Source organism: Streptomyces sp. TLI_55 (genome assembly GCF_900206255.1).
GTDB lineage: Bacteria > Actinomycetota > Actinomycetes > Streptomycetales > Streptomycetaceae > Streptomyces > Streptomyces aquilus.
In genome coordinates, this window is record NZ_OAOJ01000001.1 from 6,308,811 (window position 1) to 6,330,913 (window position 22,103).

General features: G+C 68.8%; 21 protein-coding genes. All 21 read left to right on the forward strand.

The genetic code is table 11. The features are described from left to right. The first annotated feature begins 97 nt into the window (after positions 1–97). The 21 genes from thrB to CRP56_RS29385 all read left to right on the forward strand — a co-directional run bounded on the left by thrB (position 98) and on the right by CRP56_RS29385 (position 22,103). A complete protein-coding gene (gene thrB, locus CRP56_RS29285; RefSeq protein WP_079311061.1) occupies positions 98–1,027 on the forward strand; it encodes a homoserine kinase in 930 nt (309 codons plus the stop codon). Between the two features lie 408 nt (positions 1,028–1,435). Continuing rightward, entirely contained in the window at positions 1,436–3,418 is a 1,983-nt protein-coding gene (gene rho / locus CRP56_RS29290) for a transcription termination factor Rho (RefSeq protein WP_097269009.1), read from the forward strand. 141 nt (positions 3,419–3,559) lie between these two features. Continuing rightward, a complete protein-coding gene (locus CRP56_RS29295) occupies positions 3,560–5,368 on the forward strand; it encodes a trypsin-like serine protease (RefSeq protein WP_097269011.1) in 1,809 nt (602 codons plus the stop codon). Between the two features lie 205 nt (positions 5,369–5,573). Next, positions 5,574–6,710, forward strand: coding sequence for an LCP family protein (locus CRP56_RS29300; protein ID WP_097269013.1), 1,137 nt, complete (start codon positions 5,574–5,576; stop codon positions 6,708–6,710). Positions 6,711–6,858: 148 nt separating this feature from the next. Further along, positions 6,859–7,077, forward strand: a complete 219-nt coding sequence (rpmE, locus tag CRP56_RS29305; RefSeq protein WP_079311057.1) for a 50S ribosomal protein L31 — start codon at positions 6,859–6,861, stop codon at positions 7,075–7,077. Between the two features lie 104 nt (positions 7,078–7,181). After that, positions 7,182–8,258 carry a peptide chain release factor 1 gene (gene prfA, locus CRP56_RS29310; RefSeq protein WP_097269015.1) on the forward strand — a complete coding sequence of 359 codons (1,077 nt, stop codon included), beginning with the start codon at positions 7,182–7,184 and terminating at the stop codon, positions 8,256–8,258. An 83-nt stretch (positions 8,259–8,341) separates the two neighbouring features. Then, positions 8,342–9,181: a peptide chain release factor N(5)-glutamine methyltransferase gene (prmC, locus tag CRP56_RS29315; protein WP_059193146.1), complete on the forward strand. Its 840-nt coding sequence runs from the start codon at positions 8,342–8,344 to the stop codon at positions 9,179–9,181. A 52-nt stretch (positions 9,182–9,233) separates the two neighbouring features. Beyond that, the gene (locus CRP56_RS29320) at positions 9,234–9,881 is read left to right on the forward strand and encodes an L-threonylcarbamoyladenylate synthase (RefSeq protein WP_097269017.1); all 648 of its coding nucleotides are present in this window, start codon (positions 9,234–9,236) and stop codon (positions 9,879–9,881) included. Beyond that, positions 9,878–10,549, forward strand: a complete 672-nt coding sequence (locus CRP56_RS29325; protein WP_097269019.1) for an arsenate reductase/protein-tyrosine-phosphatase family protein — start codon at positions 9,878–9,880, stop codon at positions 10,547–10,549. Before CRP56_RS29320 ends, CRP56_RS29325 begins: the two co-directional genes overlap by 4 nt. A gap of 125 nt (positions 10,550–10,674) precedes the next feature. After that, on the forward strand, positions 10,675–11,916 hold the full coding sequence (gene glyA, locus CRP56_RS29330) for a serine hydroxymethyltransferase (protein ID WP_097269021.1): 1,242 nt from the start codon (positions 10,675–10,677) through the stop codon (positions 11,914–11,916). 162 nt (positions 11,917–12,078) lie between these two features. Next, positions 12,079–13,407 (forward strand): MraY family glycosyltransferase, encoded by a 1,329-nt coding sequence (locus tag CRP56_RS29335; RefSeq protein WP_097269023.1) that lies wholly within the window; start codon positions 12,079–12,081, stop codon positions 13,405–13,407. A gap of 310 nt (positions 13,408–13,717) precedes the next feature. Next, positions 13,718–14,149, forward strand: a complete 432-nt coding sequence (locus tag CRP56_RS29340; protein ID WP_097269025.1) for a hypothetical protein — start codon at positions 13,718–13,720, stop codon at positions 14,147–14,149. 216 nt (positions 14,150–14,365) lie between these two features. Further along, positions 14,366–15,205 carry a F0F1 ATP synthase subunit A gene (atpB, locus tag CRP56_RS29345; RefSeq protein ID WP_179851156.1) on the forward strand — a complete coding sequence of 280 codons (840 nt, stop codon included), beginning with the start codon at positions 14,366–14,368 and terminating at the stop codon, positions 15,203–15,205. Between the two features lie 78 nt (positions 15,206–15,283). Continuing rightward, entirely contained in the window at positions 15,284–15,508 is a 225-nt protein-coding gene (atpE, locus tag CRP56_RS29350; RefSeq protein ID WP_030860414.1) for an ATP synthase F0 subunit C, read from the forward strand. 43 nt (positions 15,509–15,551) lie between these two features. Then, a complete protein-coding gene (locus CRP56_RS29355) occupies positions 15,552–16,103 on the forward strand; it encodes a F0F1 ATP synthase subunit B (RefSeq protein ID WP_179143505.1) in 552 nt (183 codons plus the stop codon). After that, entirely contained in the window at positions 16,100–16,915 is an 816-nt protein-coding gene (locus tag CRP56_RS29360; protein ID WP_097269028.1) for a F0F1 ATP synthase subunit delta, read from the forward strand. Before CRP56_RS29355 ends, CRP56_RS29360 begins: the two co-directional genes overlap by 4 nt. Positions 16,916–17,041: 126 nt before the next feature. Further along, a complete protein-coding gene (atpA, locus tag CRP56_RS29365) occupies positions 17,042–18,631 on the forward strand; it encodes a F0F1 ATP synthase subunit alpha (protein ID WP_079311050.1) in 1,590 nt (529 codons plus the stop codon). A gap of 21 nt (positions 18,632–18,652) precedes the next feature. Then, entirely contained in the window at positions 18,653–19,570 is a 918-nt protein-coding gene (locus CRP56_RS29370; protein WP_097269030.1) for a F0F1 ATP synthase subunit gamma, read from the forward strand. Further along, positions 19,570–21,006, forward strand: a complete 1,437-nt coding sequence (gene atpD, locus CRP56_RS29375; RefSeq protein WP_097269032.1) for a F0F1 ATP synthase subunit beta — start codon at positions 19,570–19,572, stop codon at positions 21,004–21,006. The genes CRP56_RS29370 and atpD overlap by 1 nt, the downstream gene beginning before the upstream one ends. 132 nt (positions 21,007–21,138) lie before the next feature. After that, entirely contained in the window at positions 21,139–21,513 is a 375-nt protein-coding gene (locus CRP56_RS29380) for a F0F1 ATP synthase subunit epsilon (protein WP_046262507.1), read from the forward strand. A gap of 143 nt (positions 21,514–21,656) precedes the next feature. Continuing rightward, the gene (locus tag CRP56_RS29385; protein WP_059192320.1) at positions 21,657–22,103 is read left to right on the forward strand and encodes a DUF2550 domain-containing protein; all 447 of its coding nucleotides are present in this window, start codon (positions 21,657–21,659) and stop codon (positions 22,101–22,103) included.

A 22,103-nucleotide genomic window follows, 5' to 3' on the forward strand; every position in this document is an offset into this window, starting at 1 on the left:
ATGGCCGGGAGCCGCGTCATCTGCGCGGCCCGCGGGGTCTCCACGTACGTATCGAATGTCTTCGACAATCACGCAGCTCAAGGAGAGTCATCGAGCGATGGCCGGTCCAGCGTTCCGCGCCGCCGCCGTCCGGGTGCGCGTCCCCGCCACCAGCGCCAACCTCGGCCCGGGCTTCGACGCCCTCGGCCTGTCGCTGGGGCTCTACGACGACGTCGTCGTCCGGGTGGCCGACTCAGGGCTGCACATCGACATCGCGGGCGAGGGCAGCGAGACCCTCCCGCGCGACGAGAAGCACCTGCTCGTACGGTCCCTGCGCACCGCCTTCGACCTGCTCGGCGGACAGCCGCGCGGCCTCGAGATCGTGTGCGCCAACCGCATCCCGCACGGCCGGGGCCTCGGCTCCTCCTCCGCCGCCATCTGCGCCGGCATCGTCGCCGCGCGTGCCGTGACCATAGGCGGCGAGTCCAAGCTCGACGACGCCGCGCTCCTGGAGCTCGCGACCGAGATCGAGGGCCACCCCGACAACGTGGCGCCGTGTCTGCTCGGCGGCTTCACCATCGCCTGGATGGAGGCCGGCGCCGCCCGGGCCATCAGGCTGGAGCCCGCCGATTCCATCGTTCCGGTGGTTTTCGTGCCCGGGAAGCCGGTTCTGACGGAGACCGCGCGCGGTCTCCTCCCGCGCACCGTGCCGCACGTCGACGCCGCCGCCAACGCGGGCCGCGCCGCCCTGCTCGTCGAGGCCCTGACCCGGAGCCCCGAGCTGCTGCTGCCCGCCACCGAGGACCGGCTCCACCAGGAATACCGGGCTCCGGCCATGCCGGAGAGTGCCGCGCTCGTGGAGCGCTTGAGGGCGGACGGAGTTCCGGCGGTGATTTCCGGCGCCGGACCCACTGTTCTCGCGTTGGTCGACGAGGCCAGCGCCGACAAGGTGGCCCACCTCGCGGGTGAGGGATGGGCCGCCAACCGGCTCGAACTGGATGCCCAGGGGGCGAGCGTATTGCCGCTCGCACCCGCCGGTGACATCTGAATGCGTTCGGTTGCCGGATTTCGAGAGGGGGAATGTTTGTTGGATCCGGTAGTGTTAATCTCAAGTCTGCACCCGACCCCACCATGGCGAGGTGCTTCACGTCCCCGTCCGGGACAGACATTCTTCCGGGAGCCTCCCAAGCCGCACTGTGTTTCGTACGACGTACGCGGGCAGTACGTCGTACGCGAGCACTGAGCGACTTGCCGGGCACGCTCCGGAACCGGTGCGACCGAGCCGCGTGACACAGCCAGTCGGTGTCACTGCTCTGGGAAGCGCCATCACCAGATTCCTCCGCCGCCCAGGCGGACCACCGCCCCGGCACGGTCCACAAGGATGGGACCGACGTCGGACAGCACAACCGGTCGCCGAGCCAGACAGGCCGACGTCCGCTCCAGGGAAGGACCCTTCGTGAGCGACACCACCGATCTGATGGGCGCACGTGTCGAGGAGACCGCTGCCGCGCCCGCCACGGACGCCTCCGCGCCTGCCACCGGTGCCGGCTCCCGGCGGCGCCGCGGTACCGGCCTCGAGGGCATGGTGCTGGCCGAGCTGCAGCAGGTCGCATCCGGCCTCGGCATCAGGGGCACCGCGCGTATGCGCAAGAGCCAGCTGATCGAGGTCATCAAGGAGGCGCAGGCCGGGGGAGGCGCCGCCGCCCCCAAGGCGGAAGCCGCCACCGAGACCAAGCCGAAGCGCCGCGCCACCTCCAAGGCCCGCACCGGCGAGGCCGCCGAGAAGAAGGCGGACGCGAAGGCCGAGGCCGCCGCCGAGAAGGCCGTGGCCCAGCAGCAGATCGAGATCCCCGGCCAGCCGGCCTCCGACGACGCTCCCGTCGAGCGCCGCCGTCGCCGTGCCACCGCCGACGCCGGCAGCCCCGAGACGGTGACCGCCGAGGCGAAGAGCGAGCCGAAGGCCGAGACGCCCGCCCCGCAGGCGCAGGGCGACGCGGGTGACGCCGAGGGCCGTCAGGGCCGTCGCGACCGCCGTGACCGCGGCGACCGTCAGGACCGCGACCGTGGCGGCCGTGACCGCGACCGCCGTGGCAAGGGCGACGACCAGCAGGGCGGCGGCCAGCGCGGCCAGCAGCAGAACCAGCAGCAGGGCGGCGGCCGCCAGGACCGCAACGCCGGCCCGCAGGACGACGACGACTTCGAGGGCGGCCGTCGTGGCCGTCGCGGCCGCTACCGGGACCGTCGGGGCCGTCGTGGCCGTGACGAGATCGGCGCCGCCGAGCCGCAGCTCGCCGACGACGACGTCCTGATCCCCGTCGCGGGCATCCTGGACATCCTCGACAACTACGCCTTCATCCGTACGTCGGGCTACCTGCCGGGTCCCAACGACGTGTACGTCTCCCTCGCCCAGGTCCGCAAGAACGGCCTGCGCAAGGGTGACCACGTCACCGGTGCGGTCCGTCAGCCCAAGGAAGGCGAGCGGCGCGAGAAGTTCAACGCGCTGGTGCGTCTGGACTCCGTCAACGGCATGGCGCCCGAACACGGCCGTGGCCGCCCGGAGTTCAACAAGCTCACCCCGCTGTACCCGCAGGACCGCCTCCGCCTGGAGACGGACCCGGGTGTGCTCACCACCCGCATCATCGACCTGGTCTCGCCCATCGGTAAGGGCCAGCGTGGTCTGATCGTGGCCCCGCCGAAGACCGGCAAGACCATGATCATGCAGGCGATCGCCAACGCGATCACGCACAACAACCCCGAGTGCCACCTGATGGTCGTCCTGGTCGACGAGCGTCCGGAAGAGGTCACCGACATGCAGCGGTCGGTCAAGGGCGAGGTCATCTCCTCGACCTTCGACCGCCCGGCCGAGGACCACACCACGGTCGCCGAGCTCGCCATCGAGCGCGCCAAGCGTCTGGTGGAGCTGGGCCACGACGTGGTCGTGCTGCTCGACTCGATCACGCGTCTGGGCCGTGCGTACAACCTGGCGGCGCCGGCCTCCGGCCGCATCCTGTCCGGTGGTGTCGACTCGACCGCCCTGTACCCGCCGAAGCGCTTCTTCGGTGCGGCCCGCAACATCGAGGACGGCGGCTCGCTGACCATCCTCGCCACCGCCCTGGTGGACACCGGGTCCCGCATGGACGAGGTGATCTTCGAGGAGTTCAAGGGCACGGGCAACGCCGAGCTCAAGCTCGACCGGAAGCTCGCCGACAAGCGCATCTTCCCGGCGGTGGACGTGGACGCGTCCGGCACCCGTAAGGAAGAGATCCTGCTCGCCAGCGACGAGCTCGCCATCGTCTGGAAGCTGCGCCGGGTGCTGCACGCCCTCGACCAGCAGCAGGCGGTCGAACTGCTCCTCGACAAGATGAAGCAGACGAAGTCGAACGCCGAGTTCCTGATGCAGATCCAGAAGACCACGCCGACGCCCGGCAACGGCGACTGACGTAAGTCTTCAGCAAAGGGCCATCCCCGTTACGGGGGTGGCCCTTTGTGCTTTCTGGGGTCGGTGTACGATCGCGCTCTTCGGTCGCTTTTTCGACCGTTGAACTTCTGATCCCGAGGGGGGACTTGCGTGGGTACACCCATGTCCGGAGGCCGTCACAGACGCCGGATGCGGATCGGGCTGCCGGTCGCCGCGGCCGGTGTCGCCGCCGCCGTCGCCGCGGCGCTCATGACCACGTCGGCGGACGCCGCGACGCCGCTGCCGCAGCCGAAGATCAAGCCCGCCGTCTCCTCGGTCTCGCAGGCCGAGCTGACCAAGCGCGTCGCGGGCGCGGTCGCCGGTGACGACACCGCGGGGCAGACGACCTCGAAGTCGTCCCTGAGCGCGAGCACCAGCAGCGGCACCGTCGACCCGAAGATCATCGGTGGCTCCACCACCACGATCTCCTCGGCACCGTGGATGGCCCAGCTCTGGTACTACGACGACAAGGGCACCAGCGACACCTCCGACGACATCGGCTTCTTCTGCGGCGGCTCGGTCGTCTCGCCGACGAAGATCCTCACCGCCGCGCACTGCGTCAAGGGCTACAACTGGGCCAAGAACGGCGCCATCGTCACCGGCACCACGTCGCTGCCCGACGAGAACGGCAACACCGCCGGCGAGGTCACGGGCGTCGTGCGCCAGTGGAACCACCCGTCGTACAGCTCGTCGACGATCGACAACGACATCGCGGTCATCACGCTCGGCTGGCCGGTCAAGGCGACGCCGATCAAGATGACGACGTCCACCGAGACCGCCGCGTACACCGCCGGCACCAGCGCGAAGGTCTACGGCTGGGGCCGCACCAGCTCCACCACGCAGGACATCTCCGACACGCTGAAGGTGGCCACGCTGCCGATCCAGTCGGACAGCACCTGCGCCGGCTACTACGACGCGGACTTCATCAAGGGCCACATGGTCTGCGCGGGCAACCCCGCCACCGGCAGCGACACCGGTACGACGTCCGCCTGCAACGGCGACTCCGGCGGCCCGCTGGTCGTGGGCGGCCGCATCGTCGGCGTCGTCTCGTGGGGCGTCACGGACTGCGTGGAGAAGGGCGCCTACAGCGTCTTCTCGAAGGTGAAGACGTACGTCGGCGCCGCCTACGCGCAGGTCGACGACGCCAACATGAGCTACACCGACGCCAAGGCCGACCTCTTCGTGCGCAACGCCTCCACGAAGACCGCCTACGAGAAGGACTCCAAGGGCACGTCCTTCGGCGCCCGGCAGAGCCTCGGCAACTTCGGTGCCGTCAACCTCGTCACGCAGACGGACTTCAACCGCGACAGCGTCCAGGACCTCGTGTACCGCGTCGCGTCCACCGGTGACGTCTACTGGAACCACTACGTGTTCCCGGCCGACCCCGCCGACGACGGAACCTGGGCCGAGAAGAAGATCTTCAGCGGCTGGAAGACCCGCACCCGCATCATCACCCCCGGCGACCTGACCGGCGACTACCTGCCGGACGTCGTCTCCGTGGACTCCGCTGGCAAGGCCTGGCTCTACCCGGGCAAGGGCGACGGCACCTTCTCCGCCCGTGTGCAGATCGGCACCGGCACGGGCTGGAACTCGTACAACATGGTGCGCGGCAAGGGCGACTTCAACGGTGACGGCAAGGCCGACCTGATCGCCCGCAACAAGAGCACCGGCGACATCTACCTCTACAAGGGCACCGGCAAGGCCTCGGCCCCGTTCTCCGCCCGCGTGAAGGTCCGCACCTGGAGCAACAGCACGTACAACGCCTTCGACGCCGTCGGTGACGTCACCGGCGACGGCAAGGCCGACTTCCTGGCCCGTACGCCCGGCGGCACCCTGTACCTGTACAAGGGCACCGGCAAGGGCACGAGCGAGATCTTCGCCACAAGGATCTCGGTCGGTACCGATTTCAAGCAGTACGACATCTTCGGCTGAAATCGCAGGTGAGCGGGGCACGCCCCGGCTCCTCGACTACACACTGTGCCCACCCGTCCACCGGGTGGGCACAGTGCGTTGTGCAACCCTTTCTCCGGTTTCCCCGTCTGACCAGGCGGAGCGACCATGGAGAGGTCCGGGTCGCGCGCGACCACGTCTGACCCTGAAAGCAGGGGGTAACCGACCCGACGAGAACGAGGAGCACATGACCGCCGAGAGCACGCCGGAGCCCGGCATACCGGGCGACTCCGGCACCACGGGCCCGCGCCACCGCGCCAAGGGCCGCCGCCGCAAGACCCGGGGCGGGCACAAGGGCCTGAAGATCGCGGCCTGGACCGCCGCCGGGATCGTCGTGCTGGGCGGCACCGGGGCCGGCTATCTGTACTTCAAGCTCAACGGCAACATCAAGAGCGTCGACATCGACCAGGCCCTCGGCACCGACCGGCCGACCAAGGTCGACAACGGCTCCGAGAACATCCTCGTCCTGGGCTCCGACACCCGCTCCGGCTCGAACAAGAAGCTCGGCGGCGGCGCCGACGACGGCAGTGCCCGCTCGGACACCGCGATGATCGTGCACATCTACGAGGGCCACAAGAAGGCCAGCGTGGTCTCCATACCCCGCGACACCCTCGTCGACCGGCCCGAGTGCACCGACACCGACGGGAAGGTGCACGACGCCGCGCGGATGGCGATGTTCAACTCCGCGTACTCCACGGGCGGCGCCGCCTGTGCCGTGAAGACGGTCGAGTCCCTCACCGGCATCCGCATGGACCACTACCTGGAGGTCGACTTCTCCGGGTTCCAGAAGCTCATCGACGAGCTCGGCGGCGTCGACGTGACGACCACCAAGAACATCACGGACCACGACAGCCACCTCAACCTCAAGGCCGGCACCCACACCCTCACCGGCAAGCAGGCCCTCGGCCTGGTCCGCACCCGGCACGGCGTCGGCGACGGCTCCGACCTCGGCCGCATCCAGCTCCAGCAGGCGTTCATCAAGGCGCTGATCAACCAGATCAAGGACGTCGACGTCTTCGGCAACCCGAAGAAGCTCTACGACCTCGCCAACACCGCCACCAACGCCGTGACGACCGACTCCGACCTGGGCAACGTCAACAAGCTCATGTCCTTCGCGAACGGCCTCAAGGGCATCAGCTCCAAGAACATGACCATGGTCACCATGCCGGTCCAGTACGACCCGCAGGACGCGAACCGGGTGCTGGTGGACGAGGCCAAGGCCAAGGTCGTCTGGAAGGCCCTGGAGAACGACCGGGCGATTCCCAAGAGCGCGACCAAGGGCACCGCCACGGGCCAGGCGGAAGGCGTGGTCACCGCCTCGTAGGCCTGGTCCGGACCGCTGGGAATAGTTCACGGCCACCCCTCGTTTTGGGGGATGCGGCCAGTCCTGGCAGACTGGTACGTCGGCCCCGGTTCACGCCCCCGCAGCCCGCGGAAGGCGACCCGGTGCCCTCCCGAAACTAGGAGACACCTTGAAGCGCGACATCCACCCCGAGTACGTCGAGACGCAGGTCAGCTGCACCTGTGGCGCGTCGTTCACCACCCGTAGCACGATCGAGAGCGGCACCATCCGTGCTGAGGTCTGCTCCGAGTGCCACCCGTTCTACACGGGCAAGCAGAAGATCCTCGACACCGGTGGCCGTGTGGCCCGCTTCGAGGCCCGCTTCGGCAAGGCTGCTGCCAAGAAGTAGCGAGCCACCAGCGCCGGTCCACGGTCGCGCTCCTCGGAGCGCGCCGGGACCGGCGTTTTTGGTCGCCCGCCTTCCCCCGTCATTCGCAGTACAGGAGCCCCAAGATGTTCGAGGCCGTCGAGGAACTGGTCACGGAGCACGCCGACCTGGAGAAGAAGCTCGCCGACCCGTCGGTCCACTCCGACCAGGCCAACGCGCGCAAGCTGAACAAGCGCTACGCCGAGCTCACCCCGATCGTCGCCACGTACCGCTCCTGGAAGCAGACGGGCGACGACATCGAGACGGCGAAGGAATTCGCCGCCGCCGACCCCGACTTCGCGGCCGAGGTCAAGGAGCTGGACAAGCAGCGCGAGGAACTCACCGAGAAGCTGCGCCTGCTGCTCGTGCCCCGGGACCCGTCCGACGACAAGGACGTGATCCTCGAGATCAAGGCCGGCGCCGGCGGTGACGAGTCGGCCCTGTTCGCCGGCGACCTGCTGCGCATGTACCTGCGCTACGCCGAGCGCGTCGGCTGGAAGACCGAGATCATCGACGCCACCGAGTCCGAGCTGGGCGGCTACAAGGACGTCCAGGTCGCCGTGAAGACCAAGGGCGGCAACGGTGCCACCGAGCCCGGCCAGGGTGTCTGGGCGCGGCTGAAGTACGAGGGCGGCGTGCACCGCGTGCAGCGCGTCCCGGCGACCGAGTCCCAGGGCCGTATCCACACCTCCGCGGCCGGTGTGCTGGTCACGCCCGAGGCCGAGGAGGTCGACGTCGAGATCAACCCCAACGACCTCCGCATCGACGTCTACCGCTCCTCCGGGCCCGGCGGCCAGTCCGTCAACACGACCGACTCCGCCGTGCGCATCACGCACATTCCCACCGGAGTCGTCGCTTCCTGCCAGAACGAGAAGAGCCAGCTTCAGAACAAGGAGCAGGCCTTGCGTATCCTGCGCTCCAGGCTGCTCGCCGCGGCGCAGGAGGAGGCGGAGCGGGAAGCCGCCGACGCCCGCCGCAGCCAGGTCCGTACCGTCGACCGCTCCGAGAAGATCCGTACGTACAACTTCCCGGAGAACCGCATCTCGGACCATCGCGTCGGCTTCAAGGCGTACAACTTGGACCAGGTCCTGGACGGCGACCTCGACGCGGTGATCCAGGCCTGCGTCGACGCGGACTCGGCGGCGAAGCTGGCGGCCGCGTAAGAGGGACCTGTGCACCACCGAGTACGACACGGAGGACTTGCGTGCAGCAATCTTTTGGGGGGCGACCCCCGAAGCCCCGAAGTCTGCTGCTCGCTGAGGTAGCTCAAGCCACCCAGCGGCTGGCCGACGCCGGCGTGCCCTCGCCGCGCAACGACGCGGAGGAGCTCGCCGCGTTCGTGCACGGCGTGAAGAGGGGCGCGCTGCACTCCGTGAAGGACGCGGACTTCGACGCCCGGTACTGGGAGGTCATCGCCCGCCGTGAGCAGCGCGAGCCGCTCCAGCACATCACCGGGCTCGCCTACTTCCGGTACCTGGAGCTCCAGGTCGGCCCCGGCGTCTTCGTGCCCCGGCCCGAGACCGAGTCGGTCGTCGGGTGGGCGATAGACGCCGTGCGCGCGATGGACGTCGTCGAGCCCTGCATCGTCGACCTGTGCACCGGCTCGGGCGCCATCGCGCTCGCCCTCGCTCAGGAGGTCCCGCGCTCCCGCGTGCACGCCGTGGAGCTGTCCGAGGACGCCCTCCAGTGGACGCGCAAGAACGTCCAGGGGTCCAGGGTCGACCTGCGGCAGGGCAACGCCCTGGACGCCTTCCCGGACCTCGACGGCCAGGTCGACCTGGTCATCTCCAACCCGCCCTACATCCCGCTCACCGAATGGGAGTACGTCGCTCCCGAGGCGCGGGACTACGATCCCGAACTCGCCCTGTTCTCGGGCGAGGACGGCCTCGACCTCATCCGCGGTCTGGAGCGCACCGCACACCGGCTCCTGCGCCCGGGCGGCGTCGTCGTCATCGAGCACGCCGACACCCAGGGCGGCCAGGTGCCGTGGATCTTCACCGAGGAGCGGGGCTGGGCCGACGCGGCCGACCACCCCGACCTCAACAACCGGCCCCGGTTCGCCACGGCACGCAAGGCGCTGCCGTGACCGCCGTAGAGACTTTCGACGAGAAGCACGTGTACGAGGAGGCCCGCTAGACATGGCACGGCGATACGACACCAACGACGCGACCGACCGCTCGACGGGTCTGCGCGAGGCCGCGTCCGCCGTCCGCCGTGGCGAGCTGGTGGTCCTCCCGACCGACACGGTGTACGGCATCGGTGCCGACGCGTTCTCCTCGGAGGCCGTCGTCGATCTGCTGGCGGCCAAGGGCCGGGGCCGCAACATGCCCACGCCCGTCCTCATCGGCTCCCCGAACACGCTGCACGGCCTGGTCACGGACTTCTCCGAGCTGGCGTGGGAGCTGGTCGACGCGTTCTGGCCGGGCGCCCTCACGCTCGTCGCCAAGCACCAGCCGTCCCTCCAGTGGGACCTGGGCGACACCCGGGGCACGGTGGCGATCCGCATGCCGCTGCACCCGGTGGCGATCGAGCTGCTGACGGAGGTCGGCCCGATGGCGGTCTCCTCGGCGAACCTCACCGGACACCCGGCACCGGAGGACTGTGACGCGGCCCAGGAGATGCTCGGCGACTCGGTCTCCGTCTACCTGGACGGCGGCCCGACGCCCGGCAACGTGCCGTCCTCGATCGTCGACGTGACGCGCGAGGTGCCCGTCCTGCTCCGGGCGGGCGCGATCTCCGCGGAGGAGCTCAGGAAGGTCGTACCCGACCTCGAGGTGGCGAATTGACGGCCCCTGACGCGGGGCGTGGCATATGGGACATGGAAGAGACGCGGACCTTCACCGGCCTCCCGCGTGACACCTTCCGCATCCTCCACGTCAGCACCGGCAACGTGTGCCGCTCGCCGATCACCGAGCGGCTGACCCGCCATGCCCTGGCGAACCGGCTCGGCGACCCGCTGTGGGGCGGCGTGGTCGTGGAGAGCGCCGGCACCTGGGGCCACGAAGGGGCGCCCATGGAGGCCAACGCGGAGGCGGTCCTGGCCGACTTCGGCGCGGACGCCTCCGGCTTCACCGGCCGCGAACTCCTCGACGAGCACGTCATCATGGCCGACTTGGTCCTGACCGCCACCCGCGACCACCGCGCCCAGGTCATCTCCATGGGCCACTCGGCGGGCCTGCGCACCTTCACCCTGAAGGAGTTCACCCGCCTGGTCCGCGCGATAGACCCGACCACGCTGCCGCCCCTGGAGGACGGCATGGTCGACCGCGCCCGCGCCCTGGTCCGCGCGGCGGCGGCTCTACGCGGGTGGCTCCTGGCCCCGACGGCGGAGGCGGACGAGGTGTACGACCCGTACGGGGCGCCCCTGACGTTCTTCCGGTCGATCGGGGAAGAGATACATCAGGCGCTGGATCCGGTGGTGACGGCGCTGACGGGGGTGCCCGCGAGGACGTGACGGGCGGGCAGCGCGGGGACACCGGGCCTACATTGGTCGTACGTCATCACGGCGAGCGAGCCGAAGGGGCGACCTGGGCGCCCCGGAGGTGAGCCGCCGCACCACGCGACGCCCCGGAGTCCACCATGTCGGTCACCCACGCGCCCGAGACCGCCGACGTCCTGCGGCGGCAGGATCCAGAGCTGGCCGAGATCCTGCTCGGGGAGCTCGCGCGGCAGTCGACGTCGTTGCAGCTCAGCGCCGCCGAGAACTTCTCCTCGCCCGCCGTGCTGGCCGCCCTGGGCTCACCGCTCGCCAACAAGTACGCCGAGGGGTATCCCGGCGCCCGGCACCACGGCGGCTGCGAGATCGTGGACGTCGCCGAGCGCATCGCCGTGGATCGCGCGAAGGCGCTGTTCGGGGCCGAGCACGCCAATGTGCAGTCCCATTCCGGGTCGTCGGCGGTGCTGGCCGCCTACGCCGCACTGCTGCGGCCGGGCGACACCGTGCTCGCCCTCGGGCTGCCGTACGGAGGGCATCTCACCCACGGGTCGCCCGCGAACTTCTCCGGGCGCTGGTTCGACTTCGTCGGCTACGGCGTCGACGCCGAGACCGGGCTCATCGACTACGAGCAGGTGCGGACGCTGGCCCGCAACCACCGGCCCAAGGCCATCGTGTGCGGCTCCATCGCCTACCCCCGCCACATGGACCACGCCTTCTTCCGCGAGGTCGCCGACGAGGTGGGCGCCTATCTGATCGCGGACGCCGCCCATCCCATCGGGCTCGTCGCCGGGGGAGCGGCGCCCAGTCCGGTGCCGTACGCCGACATCGTCTGCGCCACCACGCACAAGGTGCTGCGCGGGCCCCGCGGCGGGATGATCCTGTGCGGCGAGGAACTCGCCGAGCGGGTCGACCGGGCCGTCTTCCCGTTCACCCAGGGCGGCGCGCAGATGCACACCATCGCCGCCAAGGCCGTCGCGTTCGGCGAGGCGGCAACACCCGCGTTCACGGCGTACGCCCATCAGGTGGTCGCCAATGCGAGGGTTCTCGCGGCTGGCCTCGCCGCCGAGGGGCTCGTCGTCACCACCGGCGGCACGGACACCCACCTGCTCACCGTCGACACGGCGCCGCTCGGCGTCGACGGGCGGAGCGCGCGCGGGCGGCTCGCGGCGGCCGGCATGGTCCTGGACTGCTGCGCGCTGCCGCACGGGGACGCCCGCGGACTGCGGCTGGGGACCGCCGCCGTGACCACGCAGGGGATGGGCGAGGAGGAGATGGCCGGGGTCGCCGCCCTGCTCGCGGCGGTGCTGCGCGGGGAGACCGACAGCCAGAAGGCACGTGAAGAAGTGCGGGAGCTCGCGGGCAGATTTCCGCCGTATCCCGGCTGAACCGGGGTAGGCGCACCCTCGTCGAACCCCTCGTACACCTGGTTCCGGCACAGGTGCACAGCCACACGTGCAACCATCGTCGCTACCCGGAAGTCCCCAACCATATGCGCGCATCGCTAGGGTGTGGGGCTGAGATGGCCAGCGAGACCTGTGGGGAAGCCCGTGCGTGAATACCTGCTGACGCTCTGCATCACGGCCGCGGTGACGTATCTGCTGACAGGGCCGGTACGGAAGTTCGCGATCGTGGCCGGAGCGATGCCGGAGATCAGGGCCCGTGACGTGCACCGGGAACCGACTCCGCGGCTCGGCGGTATCGCCATGTTCTTCGGCCTGTGCGCCGGGCTCCTGGTCGCCGACCACCTCACCAACCTCAACGGGGTCTTCTCCCAGTCCAACGAGCCGCGCGCGCTGCTCTCCGGCGCCGCGCTGATCTGGCTGATCGGCGTCCTGGACGACAAGTTCGAGATCGACGCCCTGATCAAGCTCGGCGGGCAGATGATCGCCGCCGGCGTGATGGTCATGCAGGGTCTGACGATCCTGTGGCTGCCGATCCCCGGCGCCGGCACCGTCGCGCTGACCCAGTGGCAGGGCACCCTGCTGACCGTGGCGCTGGTCGTCATCACCATCAACGCGGTCAACTTCGTCGACGGCCTCGACGGCCTGGCCTCCGGCATGGTGTGCATCGCCGCCGCCGCGTTCTTCATGTACGCCTACCGCATCTGGTACTCGTACGGCATCGAGGCCGCCGCCCCCGCGACACTGTTCGCGGCCATCCTGATGGGCATGTGCCTGGGCTTCCTGCCGCACAACATGCACCCCGCGCGCATCTTCATGGGCGACTCGGGCTCGATGCTGATCGGGCTGGTCCTGGCCGCGGGCGCGATCTCCATCACGGGGCAGGTCGACCCGGACAGCCTGTTCGGCGGCTCCCAGCGCCAGACCGTGCACCACATGGTCCCGGTCTACATCCCGCTGCTGCTGCCGCTGACCATCATCGCGATCCCGGCCGCCGACCTGGTCCTGGCCATCGTGCGCCGCACCTGGCGCGGTCAGTCGCCGTTCGCCGCCGACCGCGGACATCTGCACCACCGGCTGCTGGAGATCGGGCACTCGCACAGCAGGGCCGTCCTGATCATGTACTTCTGGTCGGCGCTGATCGCCTTCGGTGCGCTCGCCTACTCCGTGAACTCCGCGTCCATGTGGATCGTGCTCGGTGTGGTGATCCTCTCGGCGCTCGGGCTGCTGCTGTTGCTGCTGCCGCGCTTCACGCCGCGGGTGCCGGTGTGGGCGCAGGCCGTCGTGCCACCGCGTTATCGCCGTCGCCGCAAGGCAGTTGCGGAATCCGCGTCCCTCGCGCAGGCGGTCTCTCCCGCGGTCGACGAGGAGGAGCGCACGCCGGTCGCCGTCGGGGTCTCCGGTGTCAACGGGGCGACCGCCGTCGGCGCCCGTTCGCGCTTCCTGGACCGGCGGAAAGCCGGATCCTCGCGCTGACGCGACAAGGTAAGAATCTGACTAGAGCATTGCCAAGTCGTGGGAGTGAGTTGGGGGTGCAAAGCGCCCCAATACCAGACATGTTGGCCGCGTTCTTGCACAGACGTGCACCATCACTCTCACGTGTGACAGCGAGCACACCAACCAGGTAAAGACCTCATCAAATAGTTTGTGATACGGTTCACGAGAACCCGGGATAGAGCCGAAGGACCGTAGTGCGACGGTCCATTGGTGTGAGGTCCCTCTCGGCCCGGGACTACGCTCGTCCATGACGACACCCCTTCCCCCCGTTGAAAGCGGAGTTGCCGCCATGCCGTCCAACGACGTCCGGATTCTGGCCCAGGCTGCTGTGCCCACAGCTGCCGTCGGCGCGATTGCCGCCGTCGTCAGTGGTGTGGTCGCCGGCGGCAAAGGGGCGATCGGGGCGGGCGTCGCGACGCTGATCGTGATCCTCTTCATGGGAATCGGTCTCTACGTTCTGCAGCGCACTGCCAAATCGCTTCCGCACTTGTTCCAGGCGATGGGCCTGATGCTCTACGCGGCTCAGATCCTGCTGCTGTTCGTGTTCCTCGCCGCTTTCAAGAACACGACGTTGTTCAACCCCAAGGCTTTCGCACTGACTCTCGTCGTCGGCACCCTCGCGTGGATCGCCGCACAGACACGTGCCCACATGAAGTCCAAGATCCTTTACGTCGAACCCGATTCGGGTAACAAGCCCGAAAAATCGGGGCACTCGTCGTGAGGGGTAGGGGCGGGATAAAGGCGCACGAGAAGTCCTGCTATCGTCCGGTGCCAACTGCGGCATCGCGGGCGCGGGCATCTGAGCTGACGCCTGCTCAATCTCACTCGCGAGGCGAGATGCCCCCCAGCCGCCCCCACATCCGTAACACCAGTCCCGTGCCGAACCGCGGCCCTGCGCCGCGCCGACACAACGAGGTTGCCGTACCTATGCGCCACGATGAAGGAGCCCGCGGTGAGTGCTGACCCGACGCAGACGCTCGCTTTCGACACGAGCTGTCACCTGTTCGACGGGTGTGGCTTCCCGGCTCCGGGCCTGCACTCGTTCATGTTCGAGCCGCTCTGGGGCGACGCTGACGGCAACGGCGCGTACTTCAACAAGCCGATGCTGCTGGCCCTGCTGGGCTCCATCATCATCGTCGGCTTCTTCTGGTCCGCCTTCGCCAAGCCGAAGCTGGTCCCGGGCAAGCTCCAGATGGTCGCCGAGGCCGGCTACGACTTCGTACGCCGCGGCATCGTCTACGAGACGATCGGCAAGAAGGAGGGCGAGAAGTACGTACCGCTCGCCGTCTCGCTGTTCTTCTTCATCTGGATCATGAACCTCTGGTCCATCGTCCCGGTCGCCTCCTTCCCGGTGACGTCGATCATCGCGTACCCCGCCGTGCTGGCCGCGATCGTCTACATCACCTGGGTCTCGCTCACCTTCAAGCGGCACGGCTTCGTGGGCGCCTTCAAGAACTTCACCGGCTACGACAAGTCGCTGGGCCCGGTGCTCCCGCTGGCCATGACCATCGAGTTCTTCTCGAACCTGATCGTCCGCCCGTTCACGCACGCGGTGCGACTCTTCGCGAACATGTTCGCCGGCCACACCCTGCTGCTGCTCTTCACGATCGCCAGCTGGTACATGCTCAACGGCATCGGCATCGCCTACTCCGCAGTGTCGTTCGTGATGGTCATCATCATGACCGCCTTCGAGCTCTTCATCCAGGCCGTTCAGGCGTACGTCTTCGTCCTCCTGACCTGCACCTTCATCCAGGGCGCGCTCGCCGAGCACCACTGAGCCGAGCCCTCGGTCACACCCCCAGAGACATCCGGTGGCCAACCCCCACCGGTCACGTAAAGAGAAGGAAGAACTGGCATGTCCCAGATGCTCGCTGCGGTCGACGGCAACCTCGGCTCCATCGGCTACGGCCTCGCGGCGATCGGCCCGGGCGTCGGCGTCGGCATCATCTTCGGTAACGGCACGCAGGCCCTCGCCCGCCAGCCCGAGGCCGCCGGTCTGATCCGCGCCAACCAGATCCTCGGCTTCGCCTTCTGTGAGGCGCTCGCCCTCATCGGTCTGGTCATGCCGTTCGTCTACTAAGACGAACCAAACGACCAGCCGTAATTAGACGAAAGGCACTGATGTGAACCACGCACTGGTTCAGCTGGCGGCCGAGGCGGAGAAGGAGAACCCCCTCATTCCGCCGTGGCCGGAGCTCGTCATCGGCCTGATCGCCTTCGTCATCGTCTTCGGCTTCCTCGCCAAGAAGCTCCTCCCGACCATCAACAAGGTTCTGGAAGAGCGGCGCGAGGCCATCGAGGGCGGTATCGAGAAGGCCGAGGCCGCACAGACCGAGGCCCAGAGCGTCCTTGAGCAGTACAAGGCACAGCTCGCCGAGGCCCGCCACGAGGCCGCGCGTCTGCGCCAGGAGGCGCAGGAGCAGGGCGCCACGCTCATCGCCGAGATGCGCGCGGAAGGCCAGCGGCAGCGTGAGGAGATCATCGCCGCCGGTCACGCGCAGATCGAGGCCGACCGCAAGGCCGCCTCGCAGGCGCTGCGCCAGGACGTCGGCAAGCTCGCCACCGACCTGGCCGGCAAGCTCGTCGGTGAGTCCCTCGAGGACCACGCCCGGCAGTCCCGCGTGATCGACCGCTTCCTCGACGAGCTCGAGGAGAAGGCCGAGGCCGCGCGATGAACGGAGCGAGCCGCGAGGCCCTGGCAGCCGCACGTGAGCGTCTCGACGCGCTGACGGACTCGACGTCCGTGAACGCCGGCACGCTCGCCGACGAGCTGGCCGCCGTCACCGCGCTGCTCGACCGCGAGGTGTCGCTGCGTCGGGTCCTGACCGACCCGGCGCAGGCCGGCGAGGCCAAGGCCGAACTGGCCCAGCGTCTCCTCGGCGGCCAGGTCGGCGGCGAGGCCGCGGACCTGGTGTCCGGCATGGTGCGCTCCCGCTGGTCGCAGTCGCGCGACCTGGTGGACGCCCTGGAGGAGCTGGCGAACCTCGCCGACCTCACCGCCGCGCAGCGGGCCGGCGCGCTCGACGACGTGGAGGACGAGCTGTTCCGGTTCGGCCGGATCGTCTCCTCGAACACCGAGCTGCGGGCCGCGCTCACCGACCGCGCCGCGACCGGTTCGGCCAAGGGCGAGCTGCTGCGCAGCCTGCTCGGCGGCCGTGCCCACGCGACCACCGAGCGTCTGGTGACGCGTCTTGTGACCGCGCCGCGGGGACGTAGCCTGGAAGCGGGACTGGAGTCCCTGTCCAAGCTCGCCGCGGACCGTCGCAACCGCCTGGTCGCCGTCGTCACCTCGGCGGTCCCGCTGAGCGACACCCAGAAGCAGCGCCTGGGCGCCGCGCTCGGGAAGCTCTACGGCCACCCGGTCCACCTGAACATCGACGTGGACCCCGAGGTCCTCGGCGGCATCCGGGTGCAGGTCGGCGACGAGGTCATCAACGGCTCCATCGCGGACCGCATCGAGGACGCCGGCCGCCGCCTGGCGGGCTGAGCAGCAACTTCATAGCAGTACGTACTTACGACGGCCCTGGTTGGGCCGTACATGAAGAATCCTGGGGGTCGCCCCCAGACCCCCAAAGTGAAACTTCGGGCCCAACAAGGAGAGCAGGGAACCCAGATGGCGGAGCTCACGATCCGGCCGGAGGAGATCCGGGACGCGCTGGAGAACTTCGTCCAGTCGTACAAGCCGGACGCGGCCTCGCGCGAGGAGGTCGGTACGGTCACCCTTGCCGGCGACGGCATCGCGAAGGTCGAGGGTCTGCCCTCGGCCATGGCCAACGAACTGCTGAAGTTCGAGGACGGCACCCTCGGCCTCGCGCTCAACCTGGAAGAGCGCGAGATCGGCGCCATCGTCCTCGGTGAGTTCAGCGGCATCGAGGAGGGTCAGCCGGTCACGCGCACCGGCGAGGTCCTGTCCGTGGCCGTCGGCGAGGGCTACCTCGGCCGCGTCGTCGACCCGCTCGGCAACCCGATCGACGGCCTCGGCGAGATCGAGACGTCCGGTCGTCGTGCCCTTGAGCTGCAGGCCCCCACGGTCATGCAGCGCAAGTCGGTGCACGAGCCGATGGAGACCGGCTACAAGGCCGTCGACGCGATGACCCCGATCGGCCGTGGCCAGCGTCAGCTGATCATCGGTGACCGTCAGACCGGCAAGACCGCCCTGGCCGTCGACACGATCATCAACCAGCGCGACAACTGGCGCTCGGGCGACGTGAACAAGCAGGTCCGCTGCATCTACGTCGCCATCGGCCAGAAGGGCTCCACCATCGCGTCGGTCCGCCGCGCGCTGGAGGAGAACGGCGCGCTGGAGTACACGACCATCGTCGCCGCCCCCGCGTCCGACCCGGCCGGCTTCAAGTACCTGGCGCCGTACACCGGTTCGGCCATCGGTCAGCAGTGGATGTACGAGGGCAAGCACGTCCTCATCATCTTCGACGACCTGTCGAAGCAGGCCGACGCCTACCGCGCCGTGTCGCTGCTGCTGCGCCGCCCGCCGGGGCGTGAGGCCTACCCGGGTGACGTCTTCTACCTGCACTCCCGTCTGCTGGAGCGCTGCGCGAAGCTCTCCGACGACATGGGCGCCGGCTCGATGACGGGTCTGCCGATCGTCGAGACCAAGGCCAACGACGTCTCGGCGTTCATCCCGACCAACGTCATCTCCATCACCGACGGCCAGTGCTTCCTGGAGTCGGACCTCTTCAACGCCGGTCAGCGCCCCGCGCTGAACGTCGGCATCTCCGTCTCCCGAGTCGGTGGTTCCGCGCAGCACAAGGCGATGAAGCAGGTCTCCGGACGTCTGCGCGTGGACCTCGCCCAGTTCCGTGAGCTGGAGGCGTTCGCCGCCTTCGGTTCCGACCTGGACGCCGCGTCGAAGGCGCAGCTGGAGCGCGGTCAGCGCATGGTCGAGCTGCTCAAGCAGGCTCAGTACCAGCCGATGTCCACCGAGGACCAGGTCGTCTCCGTCTGGGCCGGCACCACCGGCAAGATGGACGACGTCCCGGTCGCCGACATCCGCCGCTTCGAGAAGGAGCTCCTGGAGTACCTGCACCGCAAGGAGCAGGGCCTCATGACCTCCATCCGCGAGGGCGGCAAGCTGTCGGACGACACCCTCACCGCTGTTGCCGACGCGATCGCCGACTTCAAGAAGCAGTTCGAGACCTCGGACGGCAAGCTTCTCGGCGAGGACGCCCCGGCCGCCGCCAAGTGACGTAAGGAAGGGACCTGACTCATGGGAGCCCAGCTCCGGGTCTACAAGCGTCGCATCCGATCCGTCACCGCGACCAAGAAGATCACCAAGGCGATGGAGATGATCGCCGCCTCGCGCGTCGTCAAGGCGCAGCGCAAGGTGGCGGCCTCCACGCCGTACGCGCAGGAACTGACGCGTGCGGTCACGGCGGTCGGTACCGGCTCGAACACGAAGCACCCGCTGACCACGCAGGCCGAGACGGTCGTGCGGTCCGCGGTGCTGCTCCTGACGAGTGACCGTGGTCTCGCCGGCGCCTTCAACTCCAACGCCATCAAGGCCGCGGAGCAGCTGACCGCGCGTCTTGAGGCCGAGGGCAAGGAGGTCGACACGTACATCGTCGGCCGCCGCGGTCTGGCCCACTACAACTTCCGCGAGCGCAAGGTCGCGGAGTCGTGGTCGGGCTTCACCGACGAGCCCACGTACGCGGACGCCAAGAAGGTCGCGGGTCCGCTGATCGAGGCCATCGAGAAGGACACGGCCGAGGGTGGTGTGGACGAACTCCACATCGTGTTCACCGAGTTCGTCTCGATGATGACGCAGACGGCGCTGGACGACCGTCTGCTGCCGCTCAGCCTCGAAGAGGTCGCGAAGGAAGCAGCCCCCAAGGGCGAGATCCTTCCGCTGTACGACTTCGAGCCGTCGGCGGAGGACGTCCTCGACGCCCTGCTGCCGCGCTACGTCGAAAGCCGTATCTACAACGCGCTGCTCCAGTCGGCTGCCTCCAAGCACGCCGCCACGCGCCGCGCGATGAAGTCGGCCACCGACAACGCCGGAGAGCTCATCACCACGCTCTCCCGACTTGCCAACGCGGCCCGCCAGGCCGAAATCACCCAGGAAATCAGCGAGATCGTCGGTGGCTCCGCAGCCCTGGCCGACGCGACCGCGGGGAGTGACCGCTAATGACCACCACTGTTGAGACCGCGACGGCCACGGGCCGCGTCGCCCGGGTCATCGGCCCGGTCGTCGACGTGGAGTTCCCCGTCGACGCGATGCCGGAGATCTACAACGCCCTTCACGTCGAGGTGGCCGACCCGGCCAAGGACGGCGAGAAGAAGACGCTGACCCTGGAGGTCGCCCAGCACCTGGGTGACGGCCTGGTCCGCACCATCTCCATGCAGCCCACCGACGGCCTGGTCCGCCAGGCCCCGGTCACCGACACCGGCGCCTCCATCACGGTCCCGGTCGGCGACTTCACCAAGGGCAAGGTGTTCAACACCCTCGGTGAGGTGCTGAACGTCGACGAGCAGTACACGGGCGAGCGCTGGGGCATCCACCGCAAGGCCCCGAACTTCGACGAGCTCGAGTCGAAGACCGAGATGTTCGAGACCGGCGTCAAGGTCATCGACCTTCTCACCCCGTACGTCAAGGGTGGAAAGATCGGTCTGTTCGGTGGTGCCGGCGTCGGCAAGACGGTGCTCATCCAGGAGATGATCTACCGCGTCGCCAACAACCACGACGGTGTCTCCGTGTTCGCCGGTGTCGGTGAGCGCACCCGTGAGGGCAACGACCTCATCGAGGAGATGTCGGACTCCGGCGTCATCGACAAGACCGCGCTGGTCTTCGGTCAGATGGACGAGCCCCCGGGCACCCGTCTGCGCGTGGCCCTCGCCGGTCTGACCATGGCGGAGTACTTCCGCGATGTGCAGAAGCAGGACGTGCTGTTCTTCATCGACAACATCTTCCGCTTCACGCAGGCCGGTTCCGAGGTGTCGACCCTGCTCGGCCGTATGCCCTCCGCGGTGGGTTACCAGCCGAACCTGGCCGACGAGATGGGTCTCCTCCAGGAGCGCATCACCTCGACCCGTGGTCACTCGATCACCTCGATGCAGGCGATCTACGTCCCCGCGGACGACCTGACCGACCCGGCCCCGGCCACCACCTTCGCCCACCTCGACGCGACGACGGTTCTGTCCCGTCCGATCTCCGAGAAGGGCATCTACCCGGCCGTGGACCCGCTGGACTCCACGTCCCGCATCCTGGACCCGCGCTACATCGCGCAGGACCACTACGACGCCGCCATGCGCGTCAAGACGGTCCTGCAGAAGTACAAGGACCTCCAGGACATCATCGCGATCCTCGGTATCGACGAGCTCGGCGAGGAGGACAAGCTCGTCGTCCACCGTGCCCGTCGCGTGGAGCGCTTCCTGTCCCAGAACACCCACGTCGCCAAGCAGTTCACCGGCGTCGACGGGTCGGACGTCCCGCTGGACGAGTCGATCGCGGCCTTCAACTCGATCATCGACGGCGAGTACGACCACTTCCCGGAGCAGGCGTTCTTCATGTGCGGTGGCATTGAGGACCTCAAGGCCAACGCCAAGGAGCTCGGCGTCTCCTGAACTCCGTGAGTTCCATGTGAGCCTCGCGCTCACGTCCGAGGGGGCGGGGTACGTCCCGCCCCCTCTTTCACGCCTACTAGACTTGTAACCAACACCCGGCAGACCCGCCGGGTGGTGACCCGAGGAGCCACCTTGGCTGCTGAGCTGCACGTCGCGCTGGTCGCGGCCGACCGAGAGGTCTGGTCCGGCGAGGCCACCCTGGTCGTCGCGCGCACCACGTCCGGCGACATCGGCGTCATGCCCGGTCACCAGCCGCTGCTCGGTGTGCTGGAGTCGGGCCCGGTGACCATCCGTACGAGTGATGGTGGAACGGTCGTCGCCGCGGTGCACGGCGGTTTCATCTCGTTCGCGGACAACAAGCTGTCGCTGCTGGCCGAGATCGCCGAGCTGTCGGACGAGATCGATGTCCAGCGCGCCGAGCGCGAGCTGGAGCGCGCGAAGGCGGAGGGTGACGCCGCCGCCGAGCGTCGCGCGGACGTACGCATCCGCGCGGCGGCGACGCGCTAGCCTGCGCGAGACCGTATGACGTCACTCAGCCGCGGCTGGGACCGGAGAAATCCGGCCCCGGTCGCGGCTGAGGCGAATGTGGACGTTTTTTCCAATCCGTTACTGAGTAATCCGTTACCGAGTAGACGAGGAGGTCGGTGTCGATGGTCCTCGCTCTGACTGTGTGCGGAGTCGTGGTCGCCCTGGTGGTGCTGGGACTGTTCGTCTTCGGTCTGCGCCGCAGACTCATCCAGCGCTCGGGCGGCACCTTCGACTGTTCCCTGCGCTGGGACGTCCCGGAGAAAACCGACACCAGCGGCAAGGGCTGGAGCTACGGCGTCGCCCGCTACAACGGCGACCGCATCGAGTGGTACCGCGTCTTCTCCTACGCCTACCGCCCGCGCCGCGTCCTGGAGCGCGCCGCGATCGAGGTCGCCGGCCGCCGGCTGCCCGAGGGCGAGGAGGAGCTGGCGCTGCTGTCGGACGCCGTCGTCCTCACCTGCCTCCACCGGGGCACGCGTCTGGAGCTCGCCATGAGCGAAGACGCGCTGACCGGTTTTCTCGCGTGGCTTGAGGCAGCCCCGCCCGGTCAGCGCGTCAATGTTGCCTGA